The organism is Phytoamicus setariae (assembly GCF_016722925.1).
GTDB classification, from domain to species: domain Bacteria; phylum Pseudomonadota; class Alphaproteobacteria; order Rhizobiales; family Rhizobiaceae; genus Rhizobium_E; species Rhizobium_E setariae.
Map to the genome: position 1 here is coordinate 363,852 of NZ_JAEQNC010000001.1, position 23,817 is coordinate 387,668.

Consider the following 23,817-nt stretch of genomic DNA (forward strand, 5'->3'; position numbering starts at 1 on the left):
ATGGGAGAGAATTCGCCGCTTTGGACTCCGTCCGAAGGCCTGATCGCGGCAAGCGCGATGACCGGTTTCCGGCTTTGGTGCGCGGAAAAATTCGCGGTCGATTTGCCTGATCATGATGCGTTTCATGCCTGGTCCATCGATGCACGAGCCGACTTCTGGTCAGCCGTGTGGGATTATTGTGGCGTCAAGGGTAACAAGGGCACACGTGCACTGGTCAACGGCGAGGTGATGCTGGAGGCGCAGTTCTTCCCGGATGGCACGCTGAACTTTGCCGAAAACCTGCTGTCTTCTACCGGTGCCGCTGACGCACTGATTTTCCGTGGTGAGGATAAGGTCAGCTATCGCTGGAGTTGGGATCATCTCCACCAGATGGTGTCGAAGATACAGCAGGCCTATCGTACCATGGGCATCGGCAGGGGTGACCGGATCTCGGCCATGATGCCGAACATGCCCGAAACCATCGCCTGCATGCTGGCGACGAATTCGCTTGGAGCCATCTGGTCGTCCTGTTCTCCCGATTTTGGTGAACAGGGGGTGATCGACCGCTTCGGCCAGATCGAGCCAAAACTGTTCATCACCTGTGATGCCTACTGGTACAATGGCAAGCTGCAGGACGTCTCGTCCAAGGTGGCCGCCGTCGAGCCGGTATTGAAGGCCCCCGTGCTGGTCGTTCACTATGCCGGCGACCCCGAAGCGCTGGCGACATCGTTGAAAGACGGCCGGACGCTCGAAGCCTTCATCGCGCCCTATCAGGCCAAGACGGTCGAATTCGAGCCGCTGCCGTTCTCCCACCCGCTCTATATCCTGTTTTCGTCCGGCACCACGGGCGTGCCGAAATGCATCGTCCATTCCCAGGGCGGCACGCTGTTGCAGCACCTCAAGGAACAGCGGTTCCATAGCGACCTGAAGGCCGGCGACCGGTTGTTCTACTTCACCACCTGCGGCTGGATGATGTGGAACTGGCTGGTGTCGGGCCTGGCGTCCGGCGCCACGCTCTGCCTGTTCGACGGTTCGCCCTTCGCCCCCGATGGAAATGTGCTCTGGGATTATGCCGCGGCGGAAAAGTTCGCCATTTTCGGCACCTCGGCCAAATACATCGATGCGGTCCGCAAGGGAGGCATTGAGCCTGCCAGGACCCATGATCTTTCGAGCCTGCGACTGATCACCTCGACCGGTTCGCCGCTGTCGCCGGAGGGCTTCTCCTTCGTGTATGAAGGCATCAAGGGTGATGTCCAGCTTGCTTCGATCTCGGGCGGCACGGATATCGTTTCGTGTTTCGTGCTCGGCAACCCGGTCCTGCCGGTCTGGAAAGGCGAGATCCAGGGCCCGGGGCTGGGGTTGGCGGTTGATGTCTGGGATGACGACGGCAAGCCGGTGCGCGGCCAAAAGGGCGAACTCGTCTGCACAAAAGCGTTTCCGGCTATGCCGATCGGCTTCTGGAATGACAAGGACGGGGCCAAATACAAGGCGGCCTATTTCGAGCGCTTCGACAATATCTGGTGCCACGGAGATTTCGCCGAGTGGACAGAGCATGGCGGCTTGATCATTCATGGCCGGTCCGACGCGACCCTCAATCCGGGCGGCGTCCGCATCGGCACGGCGGAAATCTACAATCAGGTCGAGCAACTCGATGAAGTCGTCGAGGCGATCTGCATCGGGCAGGATTTCGACGACGATGTCCGCGTCGTCCTGTTCGTGCGGCTGGCGCCTGGTTTGACGCTCGATGCCGAGCTCGACAGAAAGATCAAGACCAAGATCCGCGTCGGTGCCTCACCCCGGCATGTTCCGGCCAGGATCATTCAGGTGGCCGATATCCCGCGCACCAAATCCGGCAAGATCGTCGAGTTGGCGGTGCGTGAGGTTGTCCACGGCCGTCCGGTCAAGAACAAGGAAGCGCTGGCCAATCCGGAAGCGCTGGAACTGTTTGCGGGGCTGGACGCGTTAAAAATGTGAACGACAGGACGCGTTCGCGCGTCCCGTGGTCTTATCACGCGCCTTGTTTGTTGTGCTGGCTACCGCCATTTGCAAAGGCGGTGGAGCGGGTGCTTGGATGGCGGAAAATCTGCAGGCCGTACAGCAGGGCGCCGAAAACCAGTGAACCGGATGCAATCGCCAGCGATGTGGCAAAGCCGGTCGCGTGGCTGCTGCTGTGGGCGAGAATGGTGGCGACCAGCGGCGGCCCGGCGATCTGGCCGATGCCGTAGGCCGCCGTCATCAGCGCCATGAAGCTTGTGGCATGCGCAGGCATCAGGCGCCGCACCTCCTGCATGGCAAACAGCGTAATCGCGGTAAACGGCAGGCCGACCAGCAGGCTGCCGAGGATGAAGCCGCCGATGTTGGGCAGGAAGAGACTGGCAACCACGCCGGTGGCTTGTACCAGATAGCAGACAATCAGCATCAGTCGGCGATCGATATGCAGGGCAACCCGCTGGGTCAGCAGCGCGCCCGCCATCACGGCCAGACCGAAAATCGGCCAGAACAGCTCGATCCACATCGATCCCGGCAGCGCTTCGCGGGCAATGACCGGCAGGAAGGTCGCAGTGATGATGTAGCCGAAGCCTGCCAACCCATAGGCCAGCGTGAGGAGCATGTGCTCGGATCCAAATCGGGGCTTTGCGGCGCGCACGCTTGCCGGATCAGACACGGTTTTCAGGGCGACTTTCGGTCCGCCATGGAATATCCGCCAGACAAGTATGGTCAGGACAGCGGCAAGCACGCCAAAACCGATCCAGCCCATTGTCGAGGAGCCGCCGGCAAGGGAAATGCCGTAGGAAGAAAGGCCGGAAAGCGCGATGCCCACGCCGGGACCGGTGAAGATAACACCCCCCAGCCGGGATGCGCCAAGTTCTTCGAGCCGTCCCAGGCACCAGCCGGCTGTATAGACAAAGCCACCCGCCGAGATCACACCGGACAGAAAGCGCAGGGCCGGCCAAGCGTAGGGCAGGTCGAATGCCATGCCGAGCGTCAGAGCCGTGGTGGCGATCAATGCGCCACGCACCATCACCGAATTGATGATCGGCCTGTGGGTGAAGAGGCGCACGATTGCCGGCAGCACCATGCAGAGCAGCGCGCCGGCCAGATAGCCGACATAATTGGCGGTTGCCAGCAGGCTGCCGCCGTTGATGTCGAGCAGCCCGTCGTGCAGCATCATCGGAAGAAGTGGGGTGAACGCGAAACGGCCGATGCCCATGGCGACGGACAGCGAAACAGCGCCTGCGATCGCCACCGCGATGGGTGAATCCGAGAGTGATTTGGACGTGTGTAGTGCCGACATGCAAACAGTATCCCGATTGGTGGACACAGCTTGCGTTGAATCGCATTATCAATCAAATTGCATTTTTGGATGAGTAGTATCACCGTAGGTGATGAAAGATGCCGAAGATGCCCGCCCTGACCGAATGAACAGGTTCGGCAACGTGACAATTGTAAACAACACTGATCTTCTTCTGATGAGCAACATCAAGATCGCTGAAATCGGCAGGCTGGATTTCAATCTGGCGATTACGTTCCTGGCCATCTGGCAGGAGCGCAGCGTTTCGCGCGCCGCGCTCAGGCTATCGCTGAGCCAGTCTGCGGTCAGCGCGGCGCTTGCCCGGCTTCGCGTTGCGACGAATGATCCGCTGTTTATCCGGACGCGTGGAGGCATGGAGCCGACGGCGCGGGCGATTTCGATGGCCGGGCAGATCCAGCACGGCGTCGAACTGTTGCGGCAGGCTCTGGTCGTCGAAGACAGGTTCGATCCCGCAACCAGCACCCGGCATTTTTCGCTCGGAATGTCCGATGATTTCGAGGTGGCGCTTGGCCCGGCCATTGCCGCGCGGTTGCTCGCACTGGCGCCGAATGTCTCGGTGGTTTTCCGCCAGGCCAATCGTCACATCGTCGAACAGATGCTGGAGGCGCGCGAGATCGACCTCGCCATCGCTTCAGGTGTTCCGGCACGCAGTTGGCTGGTCACCGAAGATCTTGGTCATTCCGGCTATGCGTCGTTGCTCAACAACAAGCTGTGCGGGTTGCCGTTGCCGTTATCGCTCGAGGACTTTCTCGGACTGCCGCATATCCTGATTTCGTTTCTCGGGCGCGAAGGTATCGTCGATTCCGGACTGAAGGCGATCGGGCGCAGTCGCACGATCCATACGGCGCTGACGCATTTTTCCTCGCTGCCTTCCTATCTCATGGAGATGCGGGTGATCGCCAGCGTGCCGTCGCATGCCGCGCGCGCACTTGCGGCCAATACGGCCCTCGACATTTCGCCCGTGCCGCTGGCGCTCGGTACCTATATGGTCTCGATGCTGCATCGCCGGGATGTCGCGGAGGATGCCGCGATCCACTGGATCAAGGGCATCATCAGGCAAGCTTTTGCAGTCTCGGTGCCCCAGCCGGAAACTTAGGCTGGAAGAGCCGCGTATTCCTGCATCAATCGAGGGAAATCCTCCATCGGCGGAAATTTGTCGTAGCTATACGCGGCAGAAGTCGCAGCCCAGGCGAGCTTCTCGCTCATATAGGTCTCGACGAAGGGCGGGAACTTGTCGGGATCGGCCAGCATCGAGGGGCGAACATTGACGAAAAAATCCATGCCGTCGGGCCGGGTGAACATCCAGCTCATGCAATAGGGGCAGAAATAGTGGCGTGCGGCGCCATGCAGGCCGCCAATGACGGGCTCGCCTTCGGTGACCTCGAAGCCTTCGGTAGGGATAGCGGCGCTGAGCGAAAAGGCGCTGGAACTCATTTTCTGGCAACCGGTGCAATGGCATGCCATCGTGATAATCGGTTTGGCGCCTATTCTGATCTTGACGCGACCACAGCGGCAGCTTCCGTTCATCGGCAGTATGTTGTCGGACATCACCTGGCTCCTTCATCAGCAGGATCATCTAGAATTGCGCCTAGCGACGTGTCAACTCGGCTCAGATACTGATGAACGCCGTGCCAGCCACAGCCAGAGCTGCGCCGATCCAGGCGAGCAGGGGCGGGGCCTTGCCGGTGCGTGCCCAGACCATCGGCAGGATCACCACCGGGGTCATCGACGACAGCGTCGAGACGATGCCGACATTGCCCTCGGCAAGCGCTGCCATAAGCAAGGACATGCCCAGCCCGGTTCCGAAAAATGCCGATCCGATGGCGAGCGCGAGACTTCTTCCCGAAAATCTGGACGCTACGCGCAAGGCTGGTAGCGGCACGGCCATCAGCGCGATGAAGAAAATCGCCGCAACGCCGGCGCGGACGGCCATGGCGCTGAAGGGTTCTGCGCCCGACGCCATCGCCGGCCGGGCGAAAAGGCTGCCGAGCGCCTGCCCCAGTGCGGTGATGACGCCGAGTGCGACGCCTTTCCAGGGGATGCCATGATGGGCGATGGCTTCCGTCTTGCGATGCGGTCCCTTGCCCGGCAGTCCGACGGCCAGCAGTATGCCTGATATCACCAGCGCCACGCCCAGCCCCTGTCGCGCACTGATCGTTTCGCCCAGCGCCAAGTATCCGAGCAGAAGGGCAAACGGCGAGGTGAGCGAAAACAACAGCGCCGTGGTGCGCGGCCCTGCCGCATAGATCGCGGAAAAGTAAGTGGTGCTGGCAATGATGATGCCGAACAGGCTGGACAGCGCAAGAAAGCCGAGTTGCTCGAGCCCGATCGTGCGCCAGCCACCGACGACAAGCGAGGCGGTAGCCGTCATTGCAAACGCCGCGATCATCTGCCAGCGCGCCAGCCTGATTACATCGACGCGACCATTCAGTTCATTGATCAACATGCCGCTGAGCGCGATGCAAGCTGCAGCGGAGAGTGCGAAAATTTCGGACAGGAACATTGGGAATCTGCGCAGTATGAATGTTAGCGGTTGCTATGACAGAATATCCATGGCCGTGACAGCCCGCATTTTTCACCGGGTGAGAATCGGATAGTTGCTCTTGAAGCAAGCGGTGAGGGAGAGCGGCGGATCATGCGGATCGTTTCGTTGAATGCTTGGGGCGGCAGGGTCTTTGCACCGCTGATGGCCTACCTGATCGATGTCGATGCGGATGTCATCTGCCTTCAGGAGGTCGTTCGCACCCCGGCATCGCGGGCCGACTGGTTGATGTATCGCGATCACAACATCGAACTGCCGCAGCGGGCCAATCTCTATGCGGAGATCTGCGCCGCGTTGCCCGAACACGATGCTTTCTTTGCGCCTGTAGCGCGCGGAGAACTTTTCGATGGCGCGCAGTCTGTGCCGTCAGAGTTCGGTCTTGCGACTTTCGTGCGCCGGTCGAAGGCCGTCATCGGACTGACAACAGACTTCATTCATGGCGCGTTTCTGCATGATGGATGGGGGCCACATCCGCGTGCCCGCAATGCCCAGGCTGTCCGTATCTTCGATTACAAAGGTGGCGCGCCGATCACCATCGTCCAGTTGCATGGGCTGCGTGACCCCGCCGGCAAGCACGATACGCCCGCGCGCCTGGCGCAGGCGGATGCGCTGGTGGGGCTTATCGGCAGGATCTGGTCGGGAAACGAGCGGCTGGTGGTTTGCGGCGACTTCAACGTGTTGCCTGATAGTGCCACCTTCGACAAGCTCGCCGAACTTGGCCTTGCCGATCTGGTGGTCGGGCGCGGGTTCACCGACACCCGCACGTCGCTCTATAAAAAGCCGGGGCGGTATGCCGACTATATGCTGGTGACGCCGGATGTCCACGTCACCTGTTTTGAGCCGGTCGCGGCGCCGGAGGTTTCCGATCACCGCGCGCTGGTGCTGGACATCGCCTGATCAGAGACGGTAGGCCGAATCGAATACGCCCCTGACAGTAATGCCAAGTTCATAGGTGTAGCCTGCCTCTGGATCGGCCTTGAGACCGGCTTCGTCGAGGCCTTCGCTCGCAGACGTAACCAGCAGCCGATCTGCCTGCTTGCCGATGAAAGCGGGGCAGGTGGTCATGTTGGCCGGCAGCTTGTAGATCGCCGTTCTTTCGCCGTTGGGGGAATAACGGTGGACTTCGCCCACGCCCCAATGTGCGTTCCAGATGGAGCCTTCGGCATCGCAGACCGAGCCGTCGATGCCGCCTTGCTGTCCGGCTTCGTCGACGAAGATCTGCGGCTCGCCAAGCGGCAGGCCAGTGGCCGGATCGAGCATTACCCTGAAATAGCGGTTTTCCATCGTATCGACGAAGTAGCCGACCGAACCATCCGGCGAAAAGCAGATGCCGTTGGGGATGGAGATTTTGGGAAACAGCTCGGTAACCTTGCCTTGCGCCACGTGATAGATCGTTCCGGCGCCCTTGCGGCCCTCTTGCCCCTTCTTCATCGTGCCGAACCAGAGCGCGCCGCAAGGATGCACCCGGCCGTCGTTAGAGCGCATGTCGGGTCGGTCCTGCTCGATCGGGGTCGCCAGCGCCAGCGCTCCGGACCGGAAATCGCGGATGTAGAGGCCGTGCTCCGAGACAACGAGTTGCTGGTCGCCATCGATCCGGGCGAACACACTCGACATGGCGGGCAGTGAATGGACTGTCTTTTTGTCCGTGCTGAGGCTGAGCTCGTGCAGTTCGGCCCCGAGAATATCGAACCAGTAGGCGGTGTCGGTGGCGGGGTCGTAGGTCGGGCCTTCGCCAAGCAGGATGTTGGAAGGGTCGAGGACCTTGCCGTTGAAGGGGATCGCAGCACTCATATCAGGCTCCAAAGACTCTATCGTAGGCATCGATCGTGGCTTTGGCACGTGCTGCGATGTCGCGCGCGTCCATCCCGGTCTGGTACAGGCTTGAGCCGAGTCCGAATGCCTTGATGCCGACCTTGGCGTAGTCGCCGAAATTCTGGTCCGAGACGCCGCCGACCGCGGCGATCAGCAGGTCTGGCGGCAATACGGTGCGGATGGCCGTGATCCCGGAGGGGCCGAGCGCGCCAGCCGGGAAAAACTTGAGCCCGGTCGCTCCCGTGGCGGCAGCGGCAAGAGCCTCGGTTGGGGTGAAGATGCCAGGCAGCGTGACCATTTTCTTCGAGACCGCATGCGAAAGGACTGGCACGTCGACATTCGGACTGACGAACAGACGCCCGCCGACGTCATCGAGCCTGTCCACATCGGCTTTCGTCAATATTGTGCCGGCGCCGATCAAGGCATCGGCTGGTGCCATTTTGACAGCGATTTCGATGGATTTGAACGGATCGGGCGAGTTGAGCGGGATCTCGATTGCGCGAAAGCCGGCGCCAAGCAAGGCTTCGATCGCCGCCGGCGTTTCTGCTGGCGTCAGACCGCGCAGGATCGCCACCAGAGGATACTTCATGTCGGGAAACGGTATGCGGTTCATGCTTGAATCTTCCTATGCGGGGTCCTGAAATTGCCAGATGGTGCGTGCCGACTGGGAGAGGCCCTGCCGGACCGCATCATCGGCGTCGATAGTCGAGAACTTTCGCCCGAGGCTGTGCAGGGCTGCTTCGTAGAGACCGCGCAGCTTTCCGGATACGACGAGTATGACCGGAGTGTCCTTGGGCGCTGAATGCATCGCACCTGCAAGTTCCAGCCCGATCATCGTGCCTGACAGCGTGGCTTCCGCCTCGATGTTGGAGAGCGAGAACAGCAGGCCGCGCGCCCGAACGGAAAACAGTCGGTTCGAAACGGAATGCGGCTCGCGGAAAGCCGAAAGCACGGCTTGGGTAAAGGCGGGGTCGGCGCCATCGAAACCGGGTGAATCCTTGATGGCGTGGCTGAGGATCGTATGGCCTGAAATGGCCTGAAACAACTCGCCGGTCATGAATGTTGCAAAGCCCAGAACTTCGCCCCGAACGATGCGCACCCATTTTGAATGCGTGCCCGGCATGGCGACCAGACAATCGCTGCTCTTCATGCTCTGGGCGCAGCCAAGAAGTTGCGTTTCCTCGCCGCGCATGACGTCCGCCGTATGCGGGTCGCGCTGCGCCAGCCCCGGCAGGATGCGGATCTCCCGGGATTGCCCTTCGATTGCGATCGAGTGGTCTGGGATCGCCGAAAGGCGTGATGGCACGTCGATGTAGCCGGCTTCCTGCCAGCCCTGCTTGGCGCCCGCCATGCCGCAGATCATGACTGGAATATCGGCAGGCGCATTCACGTTCGCGAGATGCTTTTCGAGGATTTCCGAAAATCCAGTTTCCCGTGCCGTGGTCATCCCCTCGCCGGAGCGGCTTTCCCCGAGAATCACATCATCCTCGCCCATCAGCCATAGCCGGAAACTCGATGTTCCCCAATCAACAGCGGCGAATTGCGGTTTGACCATCAGAAATAGCCTCCATCGACAATAAGGGACTGGGCGCTCACGGCGCCGGATATGCTGGACGCGAGGAACAGGCAGGGGCCGACCATATCCTCGGCGGTCAGCGAGAATTTTAGACATTGACGCGCCTTGTGCGCTTCTGCCGCCTCGTCGGACACCCACAGTTGCTTCTGTCGTTCGGTCAGGACCATTCCGGGCAGGATCGCATTGACACGAATATTGTCCGGACCGAGTTTGCCGGCCAGTCCTTTGGTCAGGCCGATGATGCCCGCCTTGGCCGTGAGATAAGCCGGCATGTCTGGCAGGTTCATCATGAAGGCGACGGACGAAAAATTGATGACTGCACCGCTGCCGGAAAGCTTCAACCAGGGCAGGGCGGCTTGCGTGACGAAAAATGCCGGCCGGAGATTGATGCCGAGACTCATATCCCAATAGTCTGGTGTGACGGCCTCGATATCGCGCCGATCGTCCCAGGCCGCGTTGTTGACAACGGTTTTGATCCCACCGAGCCTTTCGGCAGCACGTTCCACGGCAGTCCGTGTGGCTGCGGCATCCCTGAGGTCAACGACTTCCAGCACAGGCGTGTGCTTCGCCTCCGCACAGCCGGCAACGGTCGCTGCGCCCGCCTTGGCATCTATATCCAGTATGGCGACCCGGCAGCCTTGTGCGGCAAAACCCTTGACCAACGCGGCGCCAATGCCGGAAGCTCCGCCCGTAATCAATACACCCGTATCGTTGAGATCGGGAAAACATGCCTGTCCTGAGCCCATTCCGTAGAAATCCCCCACCGAGCCGCGCGAAAGCAGTTCCGTCGCTGTTGCTCCACATCGCGACATCGACGGTATATGACGGAAAAGTTGGCCAGAAAACCCCTTGGTGTAAAAATCATACTTATTACCCGTTTGCGGCACATACCGGAAAACTCATTCAACTCAAGATGTATTAATGTGACGATGTAATGAAATAATTACATTGTGTGTTTTGTTGTTGGCGCCGCTATGGCGAATCACATTGATGTCTGCCATCAATTTTTATGCGATCACCGTTCAATCTGGGCACTTTCGGGACAGCTTCGGACTTTATGGTGTCGATAAAATGCGTCGCCTTTGTCGTTCCGACGAAGGTGTGTTGCATCGCGAATATGAAAGTCTTGCGTGCCGGGCACCGCGACAAATCATTGCAGGCCATGGACGCCATTGGCTGCATTGTATGTTTGTTGATTGCGTTGCACATGGAATCAACGAATAATTGCAGATGCTCGAGCGAACTGAAGTGTATAAGCCCAGCCACGACTGCCTGTTGAAGGAAATTTCGGCGGCAACCACACAGTTCGATGTGCTGAGATTCCTGAAGAAAACGACGGAATTATACAGGTCGCGCGCCTTTATCGTGCTGAAGGTGCCGAACCGGACTGCCAGCGCGCTTCAATCCGTATCAGTCATCAATAGTTGGCCGTCTGAACTGCTTTCGCGCTACGACGCCGAGGGATTGTTTCACGATAGCCCCACGATCGCGCAAATTCGCTCATCGACACTGCCGTTCTCCTACGAAATCGCCAAGCTCAACGAAAAGCGCAGTCCTGAGAAAAAAACCAAGATAATCGAACTTTCCGAGAAGTTCGGCATGTCGCGAGGCGCCTATTTCCCCGTCTGCGACCCTGGCGGCGAGCGCGGCAGCGTCGGGTTTTCGGGGAGCCGCGAACCGTTCACTGCCGCCGAGATGCTTGAACTGCACATGATCTCTACCTTCGCGTTCGATCGGTTGTACAAGATCAGCAGCCCCGGCCAGAGGGCCGGTGACGATCTGACCCAGCGGGAGATAGACTGTCTGAACTGGACGGCCGCAGGCAAGACCAGCCTGGAAATATCCAATATTCTCAGCCTCTCCGAGCATACGGTCAATCACTACCTCAATCGTGCGGCCAAGAAACTTGATGCCGTCAATCGTACCCAGGCGGTCGCCAAGGCAATGCGCATGGGCATTATCAGTTGATACTTTTGCCTGCCGCAATGTGCGCAGAAGACGTGTCCCGGGCAGACGTACAGCTTCCATAGCTTGGGAGCTCGCGACTCGAAAAAGTGCTGCCGGGCCGCATTTTTAGCGGGATTTCATAAACTGTTTCGCGGATCGATATGCATGCCATTGGTAATACGTGTGTTTTGGCCGCGCCACCCTCATATGGGGGGACTTTATTTTTGCGCCCGTTATATATAGACTGACAGAGGTTTTCCACTTCATCTGTTTCAAAGGCTGGTATGGCGGACCCCACTTCGGATCGTCCCTTCGGGATGCCGGAGACGCTAGCCGGTAAAACCCGCCCGCAGCCCTGCCGGGCGGGTTATCCTTTTTTGGTACCGAGCAGTAAGCCGACAATGCACAAATTGTGTGCTCTGCACAGTGAATGGACGGCAATCCTGCAACTTCATTGGGCGCATCGGAGCCGCATGGGCGGCCGTTTCGGCGCCCGCAGCGCCAATTCCTCGCCTTTGGGTAGTTGGCACGTTTCCTGCTTTGTTATCAGCAGGTCCGGAGGGGACTGCAATTATAGCACCCGACAAAGGGTGCAGATTGAAGGCAAGACCGCTCCCACGCCCTGAGCCGAGAGACGGCAGGGCGTGGGGCGGTTCTTTCATATTGGGTCTGCCCCAACTCCCCGGACGATCATCACGCGCTTGGTAGAGCAGATATCGACCGCCATTGGCCAGCCCGCGGACCCGTTGTCGCAATTGGCCGAAATATTTGTTTCATCCGACCGTTGGCGACCCGCGCTTGATCTATTATCTAAGGCGCAAGCAGCGCGTGAGGGATGAGAATGGCTGAAGTGACAAGCAAGGACGTTCTGGAGAAACTGAAGACGGTTCGCGGACCGGATATGGAAGGCAATATCGTCGATCTTGGCCTGGTTTCCGATGTATTCATTTCGGATGGCAAGGCCTACTTCTCGATCACGGTTCCAGCTGAACGTGCCAAGGAACTCGAGCCGCTCAGGCAGGCTGCCGAACGTGCAGTCAAGGATATGCCCGGCATGAAGGGTGCGTTTGCAGCGTTGACCGCCGACAAGAAGGCCGCCAGCGGCCAGGCGCCCGTTAGCCGTCCGCAGGCAGGCCCCGTTCAAGGCCATGGTCATGCCCACCCTCATCCGCCGCGCCCGGCCGGCGCACCTGCGCCCAAGCCAGGTATTCCCGGCGTTAAGCACATTATTGCGGTCGCGTCCGGCAAGGGTGGTGTCGGCAAATCCACGACATCGGTCAATATTGCCCTCGCTCTGCAGTCGCTCGGGTTGAAAACGGCGATTCTCGATGCCGATATCTACGGGCCGTCGGTTCCGCGGCTTCTCGGCGTTTCTGGCCGTCCGCAGCAGATCGACGGCAAGATCATCAAGCCGATGGAGAATTACGGACTGAAAGCCATGTCGATGGGATTCCTCGTCGATGAAGACGTGGCGATGATCTGGCGTGGGCCGATGATCCAGTCGGCACTGCTGCAGATGTTGCGCGAAGTCGCCTGGGGCGATCTCGATGTGCTGGTCGTGGACATGCCGCCGGGTACGGGCGATGCGCAGTTGACTATGGCCCAGCAGGTTCCCCTGTCCGGCGCGGTCATCGTATCGACGCCGCAGGATCTGGCGCTGATCGATGCCCGCAAAGCTGTGACGATGTTCAAGAAGGTGGAAATTCCACTTCTTGGCCTCGTCGAGAACATGAGCCATTTCATTTGTCCCAGCTGCGGGACATCGCACGATATTTTCGGCCATGGCGGCGCTCGCGCCGAGGCCGAAAAAATAGGCGTGCCTTTCCTCGGCGAGATTCCCCTGGCAATGACGATCCGCGAGAATTCGGATTCGGGTACCCCTGTCATGGTGTCGGCGGCGGACGGCCCACATGCGAAAGTCTACCGTGAAATTGCCACAAAGATCGCCGATCAGCTGTTTGCGGACGGAAAGGCTGTCCGCACGGCGCCCGAAATTATCTTCGAGTAAAGCCTCTCCACGCTGCTGACCCGGAATCTTGAATGTCAAGCTCCGGGCCATTTCGCGTTGCAATATTCTTTTCTTGATTATTCAAGCGTTTTGAGCAATATCACCGCCCACGCCCGCGCTGAATGTGGTGGCGGGCAACAGTATTGCGCGCAAATTCCTTTGGATTGAACGGGGATAGACTTGGCTTGGGGCGCATGACGAATTCTTCCGGAGCACTGGCCTGATGATAACCGCTTACCGTTCAAACGGTGAGGCGATCGTGCTGACAGTTGACAATCAACTCCAGGCGCTGCCCGAAGATGTCATCTGGCTCGACCTCAATTGCCCGACGCGCGAGGAAGATAATTATGCCGAGCGGCTGACGGCAATTGAAGTCCCGACGCGGCAGGACCTGCGCGACATCGAACCGTCGAGCCGTCTCTACACGGATGGGCAGGCGACCTACCTCACCAGTACGCTGTTGTGCCATGCCGATACGCCCAATCCTGCGCTCAGCGACGTCGCCTTTGTCTTGACCCCCCAATACCTGGTCACGGTTCGCTACGACGATCCAAGATCGTTCAAGTTATTTTCGAGTTCGATTGCTCGGATACCGGACGGATTGAAAAGCGCACACACGGCCCTGACCAAGCTGATGGAAACCATCACCGACCGGACTGCCGAGGTTCTCGAGCATGCGGAAGTGCGTGGCGACATGTTGTTGATGCAGATTTTTGGTGAGGAAACTGCTGGCAAGAAGCGGCGGCCACCACGTTTTCTGGAAAGGCTGCTGATCGATATAGCTCAGCATCACCGTCTGGTATCCAAGGCGCGCGATAGTCTTGCGTCGCTGTCGCGCGCGATGACGTTCCTGTATACCGTGCCCGCCGTTCAGGCTGATCAGGAAGCCAAGGAACTCTGCCGCTCGATCTCGCGGGACGTGCAATCGCTTTCGGAGCATGCTGCCTTCATTTCTGGCAATATCACATTCCTGCTCGATGCCTCGCTCGGTCTCATCAATGTCGAGCAGAACTCGATCATCAAGATTTTCTCGATCGCGTCCGTGGTGTTTTTGCCGCCCACGCTGGTCGCTTCGATCTATGGCATGAACTTCAAATTCATGCCCGAACTTGAATGGCTCCTGGGCTATCCTTCATCGCTGGTACTGATGATCGTTTCGGCCCTTGTTCCGTTCTTCTTCTTTCGTTGGAAAGGCTGGCTATAGCCAGAAAATTGAACATGTCAGATAAGGCATTGCACGCCAGCGGTCATCAGGGACCGATGTCCAAAAAGAAGCTTGTCGCGCTGTCGATAGGCTCGGTCGGCGTGGTTTATGGCGATATCGGCACCAGCCCGCTCTACGCTTTCCGCGAGGCATTGCGGCCTGTTTCTCATGATGGTGTCCAGGAACTCGAGATCATCGGCCTCATTTCACTGTTTTTCTGGGCTTTGACGATTATCGTTACCCTGAAATATGTGATCTTCCTGCTGAGGGCCGATAACGACGGCGAAGGGGGCACCCTGGCGCTGCTGTCGCTGGTGACGAAGGCTGTGTCGGAACGCCGGGCAGGGATTTTGTTCATCATCGGAGTCGTGGGCGCTTCGCTGTTTCTCGGCGATGCGATGATTACGCCGGCCCTGACGGTCCTGTCGTCCGTCGAAGGCTTGAAGCTCGTGGCGCCGGGGCTGCAGCAATATGTCGTGCCGATCTCGGTCGTGATTCTGGTGATTCTGTTTGCGGTCCAGTCGCGGGGTACGGGCGCTGTCTCGGCGTTCTTCGGACCCATCATGATGATATGGTTTTTGATCCTGGGTTCTATCGGGGTCTACCATATTTTCGACGACATCAGCGTGTTGCGTGCATTCAATCCCTATTATGGCGTGTGGTTCCTGATCCACAGCGGTTTTGTCGGTTTTATCGTGTTGGGTTCGGTGTTCCTGGCCGTCACCGGCGCTGAAGCGCTGTATGCCGATCTGGGCCACTTCGGTCGTTCGCCGATCCGGTTGGCATGGTTCGGGCTGATCTTTCCGGCACTGATCCTCAATTATCTGGGGCAGGGCGCTTTCGTGCTCGGCAATCCCGCAGGGCTTTCCGATCCGTTCTTTCTGATGTTTCCGGAAACGATCCGGCTGCCGGTGGTTATCATGGCCACCATCGCCGGCATCATTGCCAGCCAGTCGGTCATCACAGGCGCGTTCTCTCTGGCACGCCAGGCCATCCATCTCGGCTTCCTGCCGCGCATGGAAATCTACCACACGTCAGAGACCAACACCGGGCAGATCTATCTGCCGGCCGTCAACACGATCCTGCTGTTCGGCGTCATGGCGCTGGTGCTGATGTTCCGCAGTTCCGAAGCGCTCGCCGTGGCCTACGGTATCGCGGTGACCGGTGATATGGTGGTGACCACCATCCTGTTCTACAATTTCGTGCGTGTATTCTGGAAGTGGAGCGTGGTTCGGACCTTGATGGTGGTTGCGCCGCTGTTTTTTGTCGAGTCGATTTTCCTTGGCTCGAACCTTACCAAGCTGCATCATGGCGGCTATGTCCCGGTGCTGATCGCCAGTTGCTTCATCGTGATCATGTGGACATGGAGGCGCGGCACCCGCATTCTGTTCGAGAAGACCCGGCGCACGCATATTCCGCTCGCCAGCTTCGTAAAGTCGCTTGAAAAGAAGAGCGACCACGGACCGATCGAAGTGCCGGGAACGGCTATCTTCCTGACGTCGGATCCGACATCGACACCAGCCGCACTCCTGCACAATCTCAAGCACAACCATGTGATCCACTCGCAGAACATCGTGCTGACGATCAAGACCCAGAACCGACCGCGCGTTCCGGTCGAAGAGCGTGGGCGTATAGAGCGGATCTCCGAGCATTTCCAACTGCTTGAGCTGAACTTCGGCTTCCAGGAAACGCAGAACGTTTCGCAAGCGCTTGCGCATCTGCGAAAGGCGGGCTTGAAGTTCGACATCATGTCGACATCCTTCTATCTCGGCCGCCGCAAGCTGATTCCAGACGCCAATTCGGGCATGCCGGTGTGGCAGGATCGACTGTTCATCGCGCTCGCGACTGCCGCCACAGATCCCTCCGACTATTTCAGGCTACCGGCCAATCGTGTCGTCGAGCTCGGCGCGCATGTGACCGTTTGACGTTTCGGCTGCCCAATCGCAACGGGGCAGCCAGCACACCCGCAATCCCCATGACGACGAACATTGCGAACGCGACCGGGATCAGGCTCCGGACGTGGCGTCCATCTTCGGAGCGAGCAGGCGGGCCAGGTGCCGGAAATAAGGAATCCGTAGGGGCACGCACCTTACGAGCGAGGCGTATTGCCGCATTATGGTTAATCGGCAAAAGCTAATAAAGACATTCAAACGCCACAAACGCACCTGTTAACCACTCATCAAGGTTAATGGTTCATTTTCGGGAAACTGTTCCTGTATCGGTCATTCGTGGAGTAGCGTTCCCGTGTTGAAGCGTAAATTGGCGTCGCGGCCCGTGGGTCTGCGCGTATCGAAGTGGGCGACGCCCGCAATTTTCGCCCTGGCTGGCATCATCATTTTTCCAGGCATCCCGGCGGAGGCCGATGTCACAAGTCTGATGAGCGACGGCGCAGCGAGCTCGCAAAGCTGGCGAAATTACATGGTCAGCGCTGCTGCGGGATCAATTCATAGCGAGGAACTCGTCTTCGCAGGCTCCCGCAATGCCGGTTTCAATGCATCCGGTCGCGGTATCGTGACGGATAGTGGCAAGCGTGTCGCTTTCAGCGATGCCGAAAAGCCTGTTCCCGCGACCCCCGATGAGAGCCGTGTTACTCGCTCCCTGAAAAAGGGCCGCATCGTCGCAGTCGACCGAATCCAGCCGCCGAAGGATTTCAGCGCCGGCAGTATTCTCGATAGACAGGCGCATCTGCTGGACCCGCAACTGTCCGAAGGCCAGCTGACGGCCTTCGTCAAGCCTGATATCAAGGGCAAGGAGATCGGCATCGCGCTGGCCTTCCACGCCAACCAGCCCAAGCGGGACGATTTTGGTGTTCCGGCGATGCTTACCGGTCTGATTACCAACGAGACGGGTGACAGCCTCGCGAGCGCCTATGCCGACCCCAAGCCCGACTATGCGCTGCAATCGCCTTTCGATTCCATCCTGGTCGACACCGCGCGGAAGCGTTTCATTCCGCAGATCAAGGGGACCGATCACGCCTGGGCGGCCAATGTGTTGCCCGCAACCGTCTTCTCGGCCAAGGAACAGAAATGCCTCGCCGAGGCAATCTACTTCGAATCGGCAAACGAGCCGCTCAAGGGGCAGGCGGCCGTGGCGCAGGTGGTCTTGAATCGTGTCCGCAACCCGACCTTTCCCAATTCCATCTGCGGGGTAGTTTACCAGAACGAAGACTGGCGCAATCGGTGCCAGTTCTCGTTTGCGTGCGATCGCATACCTGATATCGTCTGGTCGCGCAGCAAGTTCAATACGGCCAAGCAAGTCGCCATGGCTGTGACCGCGGGCAAGATCTACCTTGCGGATGTGGGCGATTCCACTCACTATCACGCTGTCTACGTAAAGCCGAATTGGGCACGGACGATGAAAAAGGTCAGCAAGATCGGCCTTCACATTTTCTACCGAACCTATCGCGGCGGCTGGGTCTGACGCCAACCGGAATCCCGGGGCGATTCCTGCATCGGTTGCGACGATGCTCGCATTTTAAAGCAGTGAATGCTGCTTCGGTCACTTAACATATTGAAAAATATCAATTAAATAGCATCTGTTAACTACTGTATCGCGCCTTGACTATCACGAAGTGTGAAACTATGTTGCAGCCGGCTTGAAGGCGGGGGTCTTACAAGTTTCCACACGGCCGTGACCGGTCTCCAAGGCCGGAAAAACCGGGCAGGACCTGGTTGAAGGAGGCAAGGATGGGAACCGACCGCAAGGATAGTCTGGAAGACCGCATGGGTCGCCTGGAAGACAGGCTGACCGAGGCGCGCGCGACGGAGAAAGATGGGGCTGGCGTCAGCGACGAAACCCGCAAGGGCTATTCGCAGGGGCTGAAAATCTCATCGGAATTCATCGCTGCGGTGATCGTCGGCGCGATGATCGGCTATCTTCTGGATTATATTCTGTCCTCCAAGCCGTGGGGGATGATTGTATTTCTCCTCCTCGGATTTTGTGCGGGCGTGCTGAATGTCCTAAGGGTTGTGGGTGTGGTAAAGTCACCCCATCCGGTGGATAGAATTGGCGCGGGACGCAAGCAAGACAACGCGCGCTCGTCGTCCGACAAGCGCAATGGAATGTAACGAGAGAGACCAGACGTGGCAGGCGACAGCGGCAAGGTAGATCCAATCCACCAGTTCCACATCAACACATTGATTGAGAATGTTGGTGGGAGCGGTTTTCATTTTACCAATTCGGCGCTGTTCATGGTGCTGACCGTCATCGTGGCGACCGGCTTCCTGCTCTGGGCTTCGGCGCCCAAGGCAATCGTTCCGGGCCGGATGCAGTCGGTCGCTGAGCTTTCCTACGAATTCATCGCCAAGATGCTGAAGGATTCGACCGGCAAGGAAGGCATGAGGTTTTTCCCGTTCGTCTTCTCGCTGTTCATGTTCGTGCTGGTCTCCAACATGTTCGGCATGATCCCGGGCTTCTTCACGGTCGGCAGCCAGATCATCGTCACCTTCGCTCTGGCGATTCTGGTCATGCTCGTCGTGATACTTTACGGCGTCTACAAGCACGGTTTCCACTTCTTCGGCATCTTCGTTCCGTCGGGCGTTCCGGCGCTTATCGTACCGCTGGTGACTTCGATCGAAATCGTCTCGTTCCTGTCGCGTCCCGTCAGCCTCTCGGTTCGTCTTTTTGCCAACCTGCTGGCCGGCCACATCACGCTCAAGGTCTTCGCCGGCTTCGTGTTCTCGCTCGGCGTGGTCGGACCCATCGGCATGGTTGGCGCAATTCTGCCGCTGCTGATGACGGTCGGTTTGACCGGACTTGAGTTCCTAGTCGCCTTCCTGCAGGCCTATGTGTTCGCCGTTCTGACCTGCATGTATCTCAACGATGCGGTTCATCCGGGCCACTGATTACCCAATAATCCGGCGCCTGTTGACTCTGGCGGGCGCTGCTGATTAACACCCAACCAAGAAACGAAAGACTTGAAGGAGTTTTAAAATGGAAGCTGAAGCAGCAAAGTACATCGGCGCTGGTATTGCGTGCCTGGGCATGGGCGGTGCGGCCCTCGGTCTCGGCAACATCTTCGGAAATTACCTGGCCGGCGCACTGCGCAACCCATCGGCTGCCGACGGCCAGTTCGGCCGCCTGATTTTCGGCTTCGCCGTTACGGAAGCTCTGGGCATCTTCTCGCTGCTCGTTGCACTTCTCGCTCTCTTCGGCTGATCGGTTATTAAAGCTTCCGGGTCATGGCGCTTGTTCATGACCCGTTTTAATACCGTATCCTTGCCTTGGAGGTAGGAATGTTTGTGACGACAGCCTATGTTCTGTCAGCCACGGCGGTGGAAGGGCAAGCAGCGGCGCAGGCCGTTGAAGGCCAGGTGCATACCGAGGTGGGTGCAAACCCCCAGGTCGAGCACGACACCTTTCCGCCATTCGACCCGGCACATTTCCCGTCGCAGCTCCTGTGGCTGGCGATTACGTTTGGTGCCTTCTATTTTCTGGTTTCCAAGCTGATCACGCCGCAAATCGGCGGCATCATCGCCAAGCGCGAAGGCCGGATCGCCAGCGATCTAGCCGAAGCCAAGCGGATGAAGGACGAAGCCGACGCATCCATAGCCAAGTACGAGCAGGAACTGTCTGAAGCCCGCATCAAGGGTCAGGGCATTGCTGCCGAAGCGCGCGACGCAGTCAAGGCGAAGGCCGACGCTGAACGTGCGCAGCTGGAAGCCGGCCTCGCCAAGAAGATTGCCGATGCCGAGCAGAGTATCGCGGCCATCAAGACCAAGGCTCTTGCCGAGGTCGAAACCGTCGCCGAGGACACCGCCTCGGAAATCGTCGAGCAATTGACCGGCGTCACCGTAACCAAAGCTGCAGCCGCTTCCGCGGTCAAGGCTTCCAAGGTCTGATCGGAGGGTTCGTCATGGATGCAACAATGTGGGCCCAGATTTGGTCCCAGGTGGCGCTGGCGATTTTCCTCGGCATCGTGATTTATCTCAAGGTTCCTGGGATGATCACGAAGACCCTGGATGCCAGAGCGGTCAAGATCGCCGGTGAACTGGACGCTGCAAAGCAGATTCGCGAAGAAGCTCAATCGCTTCTGGCTGAATACAAGAAGAAGCGCTCGGAAGCTGAGGCCGAAGCTGCAGAGATCGTTGCGGCCGCCAAGCGCGAAGCCGACAGCCTCGCAGCCGACGCCAAGCAGAAGACCGAAGAGTATGTTGCTCGTCGGACCGCGCTTTCCGAGCAGAAGATCAAGCAGGCTGAAGCCGATGCGGTCAACGCCGTTCGCTCTGCCGCGGTTGATCTGGCGATCGCCGCTGCTGAAAAGCTGATCGGCGGCAACCCGGACGCCAAGGTCGCTGACGGCCTGTTCAGCAACGCCGTTGAGCAGGTCAAGACCCGTCTTAACTGAGCGTCGCTCGCTTGAAGTTCCAAACCCCGCCTCCTAGGAGGCGGGGTTTTTTGTTTTGCGGCATTCAATTTCGCGATAGAAATCGAGGACATGCGACGCTTCGGGCCAACGCTCGCTGTATATCAGTCGTTCGAGCGGGATCTTGTCACGCCAGCCTTTAACGGCGAGTTCGGGCGATGTGAAGAGCTCGGACACATGGCCGACGCAGAGATAGGCGATGATCTCCACGCTTTCGGGAATGCCGAGGTGCTCCTTCAGCCGCTGGTGATCGAAGATGCTGACCCAGCCGACGCCGATGCCTTCCGCGCGTGCCGCGAGCCAGAAATTTTGCACGGCGCAAACGGTGCTGTAGAGGTCCATGTCGGGATTGTGCGTGCGACCCAGGACGAACCCGCCGCCGCGCTTGCGATCGCAGGTCACGCAGATGTTGACCGGTGCCTTGAGAATGCCTTGCAGCTTCAGCGCCATATAGTTGCGCTTCTGCTCGCCGTGCAGCCGCTCGGCCGCTTCGTTGTTGGCGTCGTCAAAGATCTGATGGACGGCGCGCCGGTTGGCCTCGTCCCGGATGATCATAAAGTTCCAAGGCTGCATGTAGCCGACGGAAGGTGCTGCATGCGCGGCATTCAGTAGGCGCAGCAGCGTCTGCTCCGATACTGGATCCGGCAGGAACTCGTTTCGCACATCGCGGCGCGAATAGATGGTGCGGTAGACCGCGGCGATTTCGGATTCCGAAAACGGACCGGCCGCCGCCATATGGCGGTTGGTATTGCCTGTCATTGTCAATCCCCGACAATTCAGGCCTCAAGACGGCGAGGATTTCCCTGCCGCGAAAGGCTCCAGCGCCTTGAAAGCCGTCCGCGCTTTCTCGGCTATGGTGTCCGGCCGGTCTTCTGGCTCGGGATCGCTCGGAACGGCGCTGCCTTCCCGGTTGCCCAGTGGCATTGTGCGTCGTTCCGTCCCCCTGACAGCGTTGGGCACGCGCAGGTCTTGCACCTGCTTCCCGATTCTTCCCCGCTTATGGGGGACACCGGACAGCGTCTTCTATCAGGGCGTGGTGACCGGGGGCAAGCCGGCAGCGTCAGAGGTTGACGCGATCAGTCCTTGCGTAGGGGGCGAAACGTCATCCGGTGAATGGCGCAAGGGCCGAGCGCGTTGATCGCATCGCGATGGACTTGCGTTCCATAGCCGGCATGAAGCTCGAAGCCGTAGCCGGGAAACGTCTTGCCGGCGGCCGACATGATCCGGTCGCGGGTTACCTTGGCGACGATCGAGGCGGCCGAGATCGACAGGGAGCGTGCGTCGCCCTTGATCAATGCCTTGGCGGGACAGGGAAGGCCGGGTGCAACATCACGCCCGTCGATGAGCGCGAAGTGCGGTCGCCGATGCAACGACAAAGCCGCCCTGCGCATGGCTTCGAGGCTCGCTCTGAGGATGTTCGTGCGGTCGATCTCTGCGGGGCTCACGGAAGCGACCGCAACCTCTGCCGACGCCAGTATCAACTCGAAAAGGTGCTCGCGGCGGGCTGCGGTCAATTGCTTGGAATCGTGAAGGCCATCAGGGATGTTGTGCGGATCGAGGATCACGGCACTTGCCACGACGGGGCCGGCAAGCGGTCCGCGCCCTGCTTCGTCCAGTCCGCACACCATCTCGTAACCGTCCCGCATCAATCCTTCCTCGATCAGGAAGGTCGGTCGTGGGGCTTCCTCGAAAAGGGGAAGGGAATCGGTGAGAGCGTGCCGTTTCATACGGGGTTAGTGACACATTCTCCCGATTCCCTGCAAGTCCCGGAAAGAGGGCGGCGTTCCGGGACAGGCGCGCGCCGGGCCAGGGCGGGGAAGGCCGGGCAGCGCGAGGCTCATTCAGCAGCGGGTGCGGGGCAGGGAGCCAACCCGGCGCTGAAGAGATGGGGTCAGAGCAGGCTGAGTTGCACGCCGTGGCCGCTGGGCGGTACGAAAAGCTCCGTATTCAGCTGGATGCCGCGACGCTTGAGATCGAGTTTCTTGGCCGCAAGTTCGAAGCGGCGGCTGAGTTGCCAGGCATAGGGTCCGTCGCCCTTCATCCGCTTGCCGAATTCGGCGTCATAGTCCTTGCCGTTGCGCATCGAACGGATCAGGCTCATCACATGCCTGTAGCGCTCCGGATAGTTCCTGAGCAACCAGTCGCGGAACAGCGGGCTCACCTCGAGCGGCAGCCTGAGCATGATGTAGTTGGCCTCCGTGGCGCCGGCTGCGGCGCCAGAATCCAGAATTCGTTCCAGCTCGTGGTCGTTGAGTGCCGGGATCATTGGCGCTGCCATCACGGCAGTAGGCACGCCGGCAGCGGTAAGGGCACGGATTGCCTCCAGGCGGCGTGTAGGCGTCGATGCGCGCGGTTCCATCAGCCGGGCCAGTCTGCGGTCGAGCGTGGTCACCGAAAGCGCCACCTTGGTAAGGCCGCGTTCGGCCATCTTACCGAGAATGTCGATGTCGCGCATCACCAGCGCTGACTTGGTGACGATGGATACGGGATGATTGGCGGCCGCCAGCACTTCTAGGATCTGGCGCATGATCCGCCATTCCTTCTCGATCGGCTGGTAGGGGTCGGTATTGGTGCCGATGGCAATCGTCTTCGGCTTGTAGCCGGGCTTGGATAGCTCCCGCTCGAGTAACCTTGCCGCATCCGGCTTGGCAAATAGTTTGGCCTCGAAGTCGAGGCCCGCCGACAGGCCGACATAGGCGTGCGTCGGCCGGGCAAAGCAATAGATGCAGCCATGCTCACAGCCGCGATAGGGATTGATCGAACGGTCGAACGGGATGTCCGGGCTGTCGTTGCGGGTAATGATCGCGCGCGGTTTTTCCACCTGCACTTCTGTCCGGAACGGTTCGAGACTTTCCAGTGTCTGCCAGCCGTCGTCGACAGCTTCGCGCTCCTTGGGCTCGAACCGTCCCGACGGGTTGATCCCGGCAGCACGCCCCCGGCGACGATCGATCTCGATCCTCAGACCGCTCTCCTTGAGCAGGCCATCGGCAATATCTGCCGTATTGGCAGGCGCAAAAGCAGCCTGCCGCGAAAGCGACATATTGATCATGGGCATCTCCTGCGAGGCGACTC

At 59.3% G+C, this 23,817-nt stretch carries 23 protein-coding genes and 1 riboswitch; of the genes, 13 read left to right on the forward strand and 10 right to left on the reverse strand.

Features of this window, described 5'->3' with window-relative positions; genetic code table 11:
* The gene (locus tag JJB09_RS01700; RefSeq protein ID WP_201652141.1) at positions 1-1,953 is read left to right on the forward strand and encodes an acetoacetate--CoA ligase; all 1,953 of its coding nucleotides are present in this window, start codon (positions 1-3) and stop codon (positions 1,951-1,953) included.
* 34 nt (positions 1,954-1,987) lie between these two features.
* Here the strand turns inward: JJB09_RS01700 and JJB09_RS01705 are convergent, their stop codons facing one another.
* Complete coding sequence (locus JJB09_RS01705) at positions 1,988-3,274, reverse strand: YbfB/YjiJ family MFS transporter (protein WP_201652143.1); 1,287 nt, start codon at positions 3,272-3,274, stop codon at positions 1,988-1,990.
* 175 nt (positions 3,275-3,449) lie between these two features.
* On the opposite strand from JJB09_RS01705, the gene JJB09_RS01710 reads away from it, so the two are divergent.
* On the forward strand, positions 3,450-4,388 hold the full coding sequence (locus JJB09_RS01710; RefSeq protein WP_201652145.1) for a LysR family transcriptional regulator: 939 nt from the start codon (positions 3,450-3,452) through the stop codon (positions 4,386-4,388).
* Here JJB09_RS01710 and JJB09_RS01715 read toward each other — a convergent pair.
* Both JJB09_RS01715 and JJB09_RS01720 read right to left on the reverse strand, forming a co-directional pair.
* A complete protein-coding gene (locus JJB09_RS01715) occupies positions 4,385-4,840 on the reverse strand; it encodes a GFA family protein (protein WP_201652147.1) in 456 nt (151 codons plus the stop codon). The genes JJB09_RS01710 and JJB09_RS01715 overlap by 4 nt on opposite strands.
* A 61-nt stretch (positions 4,841-4,901) precedes the next feature.
* On the reverse strand, positions 4,902-5,795 hold the full coding sequence (locus tag JJB09_RS01720) for a DMT family transporter (RefSeq protein WP_201652149.1): 894 nt from the start codon (positions 5,793-5,795) through the stop codon (positions 4,902-4,904).
* A gap of 132 nt (positions 5,796-5,927) precedes the next feature.
* Between JJB09_RS01720 and JJB09_RS01725 the strand changes: the two genes are divergently transcribed.
* Positions 5,928-6,731, forward strand: coding sequence for an endonuclease/exonuclease/phosphatase family protein (locus JJB09_RS01725; RefSeq protein ID WP_201652151.1), 804 nt, complete (start codon positions 5,928-5,930; stop codon positions 6,729-6,731).
* On the opposite strand, the gene JJB09_RS01730 is transcribed toward JJB09_RS01725, so the two are convergent.
* The 4 genes from JJB09_RS01730 to JJB09_RS01745 are packed head-to-tail and all read right to left on the reverse strand — an operon-like array spanning position 6,732 to position 9,968.
* On the reverse strand, positions 6,732-7,625 hold the full coding sequence (locus JJB09_RS01730) for an SMP-30/gluconolactonase/LRE family protein (RefSeq protein WP_201652153.1): 894 nt from the start codon (positions 7,623-7,625) through the stop codon (positions 6,732-6,734). It abuts the gene before it with no gap.
* Position 7,626: 1 nt separating this feature from the next.
* Positions 7,627-8,259, reverse strand: coding sequence for a 2-dehydro-3-deoxy-6-phosphogalactonate aldolase (locus JJB09_RS01735; RefSeq protein WP_201652155.1), 633 nt, complete (start codon positions 8,257-8,259; stop codon positions 7,627-7,629).
* Positions 8,260-8,271: 12 nt separating this feature from the next.
* On the reverse strand, positions 8,272-9,201 hold the full coding sequence (locus JJB09_RS01740) for a 2-dehydro-3-deoxygalactonokinase (RefSeq protein ID WP_201652157.1): 930 nt from the start codon (positions 9,199-9,201) through the stop codon (positions 8,272-8,274).
* The gene (locus JJB09_RS01745) at positions 9,201-9,968 is read right to left on the reverse strand and encodes an SDR family NAD(P)-dependent oxidoreductase (protein ID WP_201652159.1); all 768 of its coding nucleotides are present in this window, start codon (positions 9,966-9,968) and stop codon (positions 9,201-9,203) included. The genes JJB09_RS01740 and JJB09_RS01745 overlap by 1 nt, the downstream gene beginning before the upstream one ends.
* A gap of 484 nt (positions 9,969-10,452) precedes the next feature.
* Between JJB09_RS01745 and JJB09_RS01750 the strand changes: the two genes are divergently transcribed.
* The 10 genes from JJB09_RS01750 to JJB09_RS01795 all read left to right on the forward strand — a co-directional run bounded on the left by JJB09_RS01750 (position 10,453) and on the right by JJB09_RS01795 (position 20,727).
* The gene (locus tag JJB09_RS01750) at positions 10,453-11,190 is read left to right on the forward strand and encodes a helix-turn-helix transcriptional regulator (RefSeq protein WP_201652161.1); all 738 of its coding nucleotides are present in this window, start codon (positions 10,453-10,455) and stop codon (positions 11,188-11,190) included.
* An 820-nt stretch (positions 11,191-12,010) separates the two neighbouring features.
* The gene (gene apbC, locus JJB09_RS01755) at positions 12,011-13,177 is read left to right on the forward strand and encodes an iron-sulfur cluster carrier protein ApbC (protein WP_201652163.1); all 1,167 of its coding nucleotides are present in this window, start codon (positions 12,011-12,013) and stop codon (positions 13,175-13,177) included.
* Positions 13,178-13,400: 223 nt separating this feature from the next.
* A complete protein-coding gene (locus JJB09_RS01760) occupies positions 13,401-14,381 on the forward strand; it encodes a magnesium transporter CorA family protein (RefSeq protein WP_201652165.1) in 981 nt (326 codons plus the stop codon).
* Positions 14,382-14,395: 14 nt separating this feature from the next.
* Positions 14,396-16,306: a potassium transporter Kup gene (locus tag JJB09_RS01765; protein ID WP_201652167.1), complete on the forward strand. Its 1,911-nt coding sequence runs from the start codon at positions 14,396-14,398 to the stop codon at positions 16,304-16,306.
* 322 nt (positions 16,307-16,628) lie between these two features.
* Complete coding sequence (locus JJB09_RS01770) at positions 16,629-17,801, forward strand: cell wall hydrolase (RefSeq protein WP_210341639.1); 1,173 nt, start codon at positions 16,629-16,631, stop codon at positions 17,799-17,801.
* Between the two features lie 266 nt (positions 17,802-18,067).
* Entirely contained in the window at positions 18,068-18,448 is a 381-nt protein-coding gene (locus tag JJB09_RS01775; RefSeq protein ID WP_201652170.1) for an AtpZ/AtpI family protein, read from the forward strand.
* A 15-nt stretch (positions 18,449-18,463) separates the two neighbouring features.
* On the forward strand, positions 18,464-19,225 hold the full coding sequence (locus JJB09_RS01780) for a F0F1 ATP synthase subunit A (protein ID WP_201652172.1): 762 nt from the start codon (positions 18,464-18,466) through the stop codon (positions 19,223-19,225).
* A gap of 88 nt (positions 19,226-19,313) precedes the next feature.
* Positions 19,314-19,538 carry a F0F1 ATP synthase subunit C gene (locus tag JJB09_RS01785; RefSeq protein ID WP_137156613.1) on the forward strand — a complete coding sequence of 75 codons (225 nt, stop codon included), beginning with the start codon at positions 19,314-19,316 and terminating at the stop codon, positions 19,536-19,538.
* Between the two features lie 77 nt (positions 19,539-19,615).
* The gene (locus JJB09_RS01790) at positions 19,616-20,221 is read left to right on the forward strand and encodes a F0F1 ATP synthase subunit B (protein ID WP_201652174.1); all 606 of its coding nucleotides are present in this window, start codon (positions 19,616-19,618) and stop codon (positions 20,219-20,221) included.
* A gap of 14 nt (positions 20,222-20,235) precedes the next feature.
* The gene (locus JJB09_RS01795) at positions 20,236-20,727 is read left to right on the forward strand and encodes a F0F1 ATP synthase subunit B (RefSeq protein ID WP_201652176.1); all 492 of its coding nucleotides are present in this window, start codon (positions 20,236-20,238) and stop codon (positions 20,725-20,727) included.
* A gap of 33 nt (positions 20,728-20,760) precedes the next feature.
* Here JJB09_RS01795 and bluB read toward each other — a convergent pair whose 3' ends face one another.
* From bluB to JJB09_RS01810, 3 genes are all read right to left on the reverse strand, one after another.
* Positions 20,761-21,504, reverse strand: a complete 744-nt coding sequence (bluB, locus tag JJB09_RS01800) for a 5,6-dimethylbenzimidazole synthase (RefSeq protein WP_201652178.1) — start codon at positions 21,502-21,504, stop codon at positions 20,761-20,763.
* An 86-nt stretch (positions 21,505-21,590) separates the two neighbouring features.
* A riboswitch (cobalamin riboswitch) is annotated at positions 21,591-21,774 on the reverse strand.
* 47 nt (positions 21,775-21,821) lie between these two features.
* The gene (locus tag JJB09_RS01805) at positions 21,822-22,472 is read right to left on the reverse strand and encodes a ribonuclease HII (protein ID WP_201652180.1); all 651 of its coding nucleotides are present in this window, start codon (positions 22,470-22,472) and stop codon (positions 21,822-21,824) included.
* Positions 22,473-22,636: 164 nt separating this feature from the next.
* Entirely contained in the window at positions 22,637-23,794 is a 1,158-nt protein-coding gene (locus tag JJB09_RS01810; RefSeq protein ID WP_201652182.1) for a PA0069 family radical SAM protein, read from the reverse strand.
* Positions 23,795-23,817: the final 23 nt, after the last annotated feature.

Coding starts and splice junctions, on each gene's coding strand:
- JJB09_RS01805 (WP_201652180.1), bottom strand. CDS start 22,472: ATGAAACGGCACGCTCTCACCGATTCCCTTCCCCTTTTCGAGGAAGCC.
- JJB09_RS01785 (WP_137156613.1), top strand. CDS start 19,314: ATGGAAGCTGAAGCAGCAAAGTACATCGGCGCTGGTATTGCGTGCCTG.
- JJB09_RS01745 (WP_201652159.1), bottom strand. CDS start 9,968: ATGGGCTCAGGACAGGCATGTTTTCCCGATCTCAACGATACGGGTGTA.
- JJB09_RS01720 (WP_201652149.1), bottom strand. CDS start 5,795: ATGTTCCTGTCCGAAATTTTCGCACTCTCCGCTGCAGCTTGCATCGCG.
- JJB09_RS01730 (WP_201652153.1), bottom strand. CDS start 7,625: ATGAGTGCTGCGATCCCCTTCAACGGCAAGGTCCTCGACCCTTCCAAC.
- JJB09_RS01705 (WP_201652143.1), bottom strand. CDS start 3,274: ATGTCGGCACTACACACGTCCAAATCACTCTCGGATTCACCCATCGCG.
- JJB09_RS01740 (WP_201652157.1), bottom strand. CDS start 9,201: ATGGTCAAACCGCAATTCGCCGCTGTTGATTGGGGAACATCGAGTTTC.
- JJB09_RS01750 (WP_201652161.1), top strand. CDS start 10,453: ATGCTCGAGCGAACTGAAGTGTATAAGCCCAGCCACGACTGCCTGTTG.
- JJB09_RS01760 (WP_201652165.1), top strand. CDS start 13,401: ATGATAACCGCTTACCGTTCAAACGGTGAGGCGATCGTGCTGACAGTT.
- JJB09_RS01790 (WP_201652174.1), top strand. CDS start 19,616: ATGTTTGTGACGACAGCCTATGTTCTGTCAGCCACGGCGGTGGAAGGG.
- JJB09_RS01735 (WP_201652155.1), bottom strand. CDS start 8,259: ATGAACCGCATACCGTTTCCCGACATGAAGTATCCTCTGGTGGCGATC.
- apbC (WP_201652163.1), top strand. CDS start 12,011: ATGGCTGAAGTGACAAGCAAGGACGTTCTGGAGAAACTGAAGACGGTT.
- JJB09_RS01810 (WP_201652182.1), bottom strand. CDS start 23,794: ATGATCAATATGTCGCTTTCGCGGCAGGCTGCTTTTGCGCCTGCCAAT.
- JJB09_RS01775 (WP_201652170.1), top strand. CDS start 18,068: ATGGGAACCGACCGCAAGGATAGTCTGGAAGACCGCATGGGTCGCCTG.
- JJB09_RS01765 (WP_201652167.1), top strand. CDS start 14,396: ATGTCAGATAAGGCATTGCACGCCAGCGGTCATCAGGGACCGATGTCC.
- JJB09_RS01710 (WP_201652145.1), top strand. CDS start 3,450: ATGAGCAACATCAAGATCGCTGAAATCGGCAGGCTGGATTTCAATCTG.
- JJB09_RS01715 (WP_201652147.1), bottom strand. CDS start 4,840: ATGTCCGACAACATACTGCCGATGAACGGAAGCTGCCGCTGTGGTCGC.
- JJB09_RS01700 (WP_201652141.1), top strand. CDS start 1: ATGGGAGAGAATTCGCCGCTTTGGACTCCGTCCGAAGGCCTGATCGCG.
- JJB09_RS01795 (WP_201652176.1), top strand. CDS start 20,236: ATGGATGCAACAATGTGGGCCCAGATTTGGTCCCAGGTGGCGCTGGCG.
- bluB (WP_201652178.1), bottom strand. CDS start 21,504: ATGACAGGCAATACCAACCGCCATATGGCGGCGGCCGGTCCGTTTTCG.
- JJB09_RS01725 (WP_201652151.1), top strand. CDS start 5,928: ATGCGGATCGTTTCGTTGAATGCTTGGGGCGGCAGGGTCTTTGCACCG.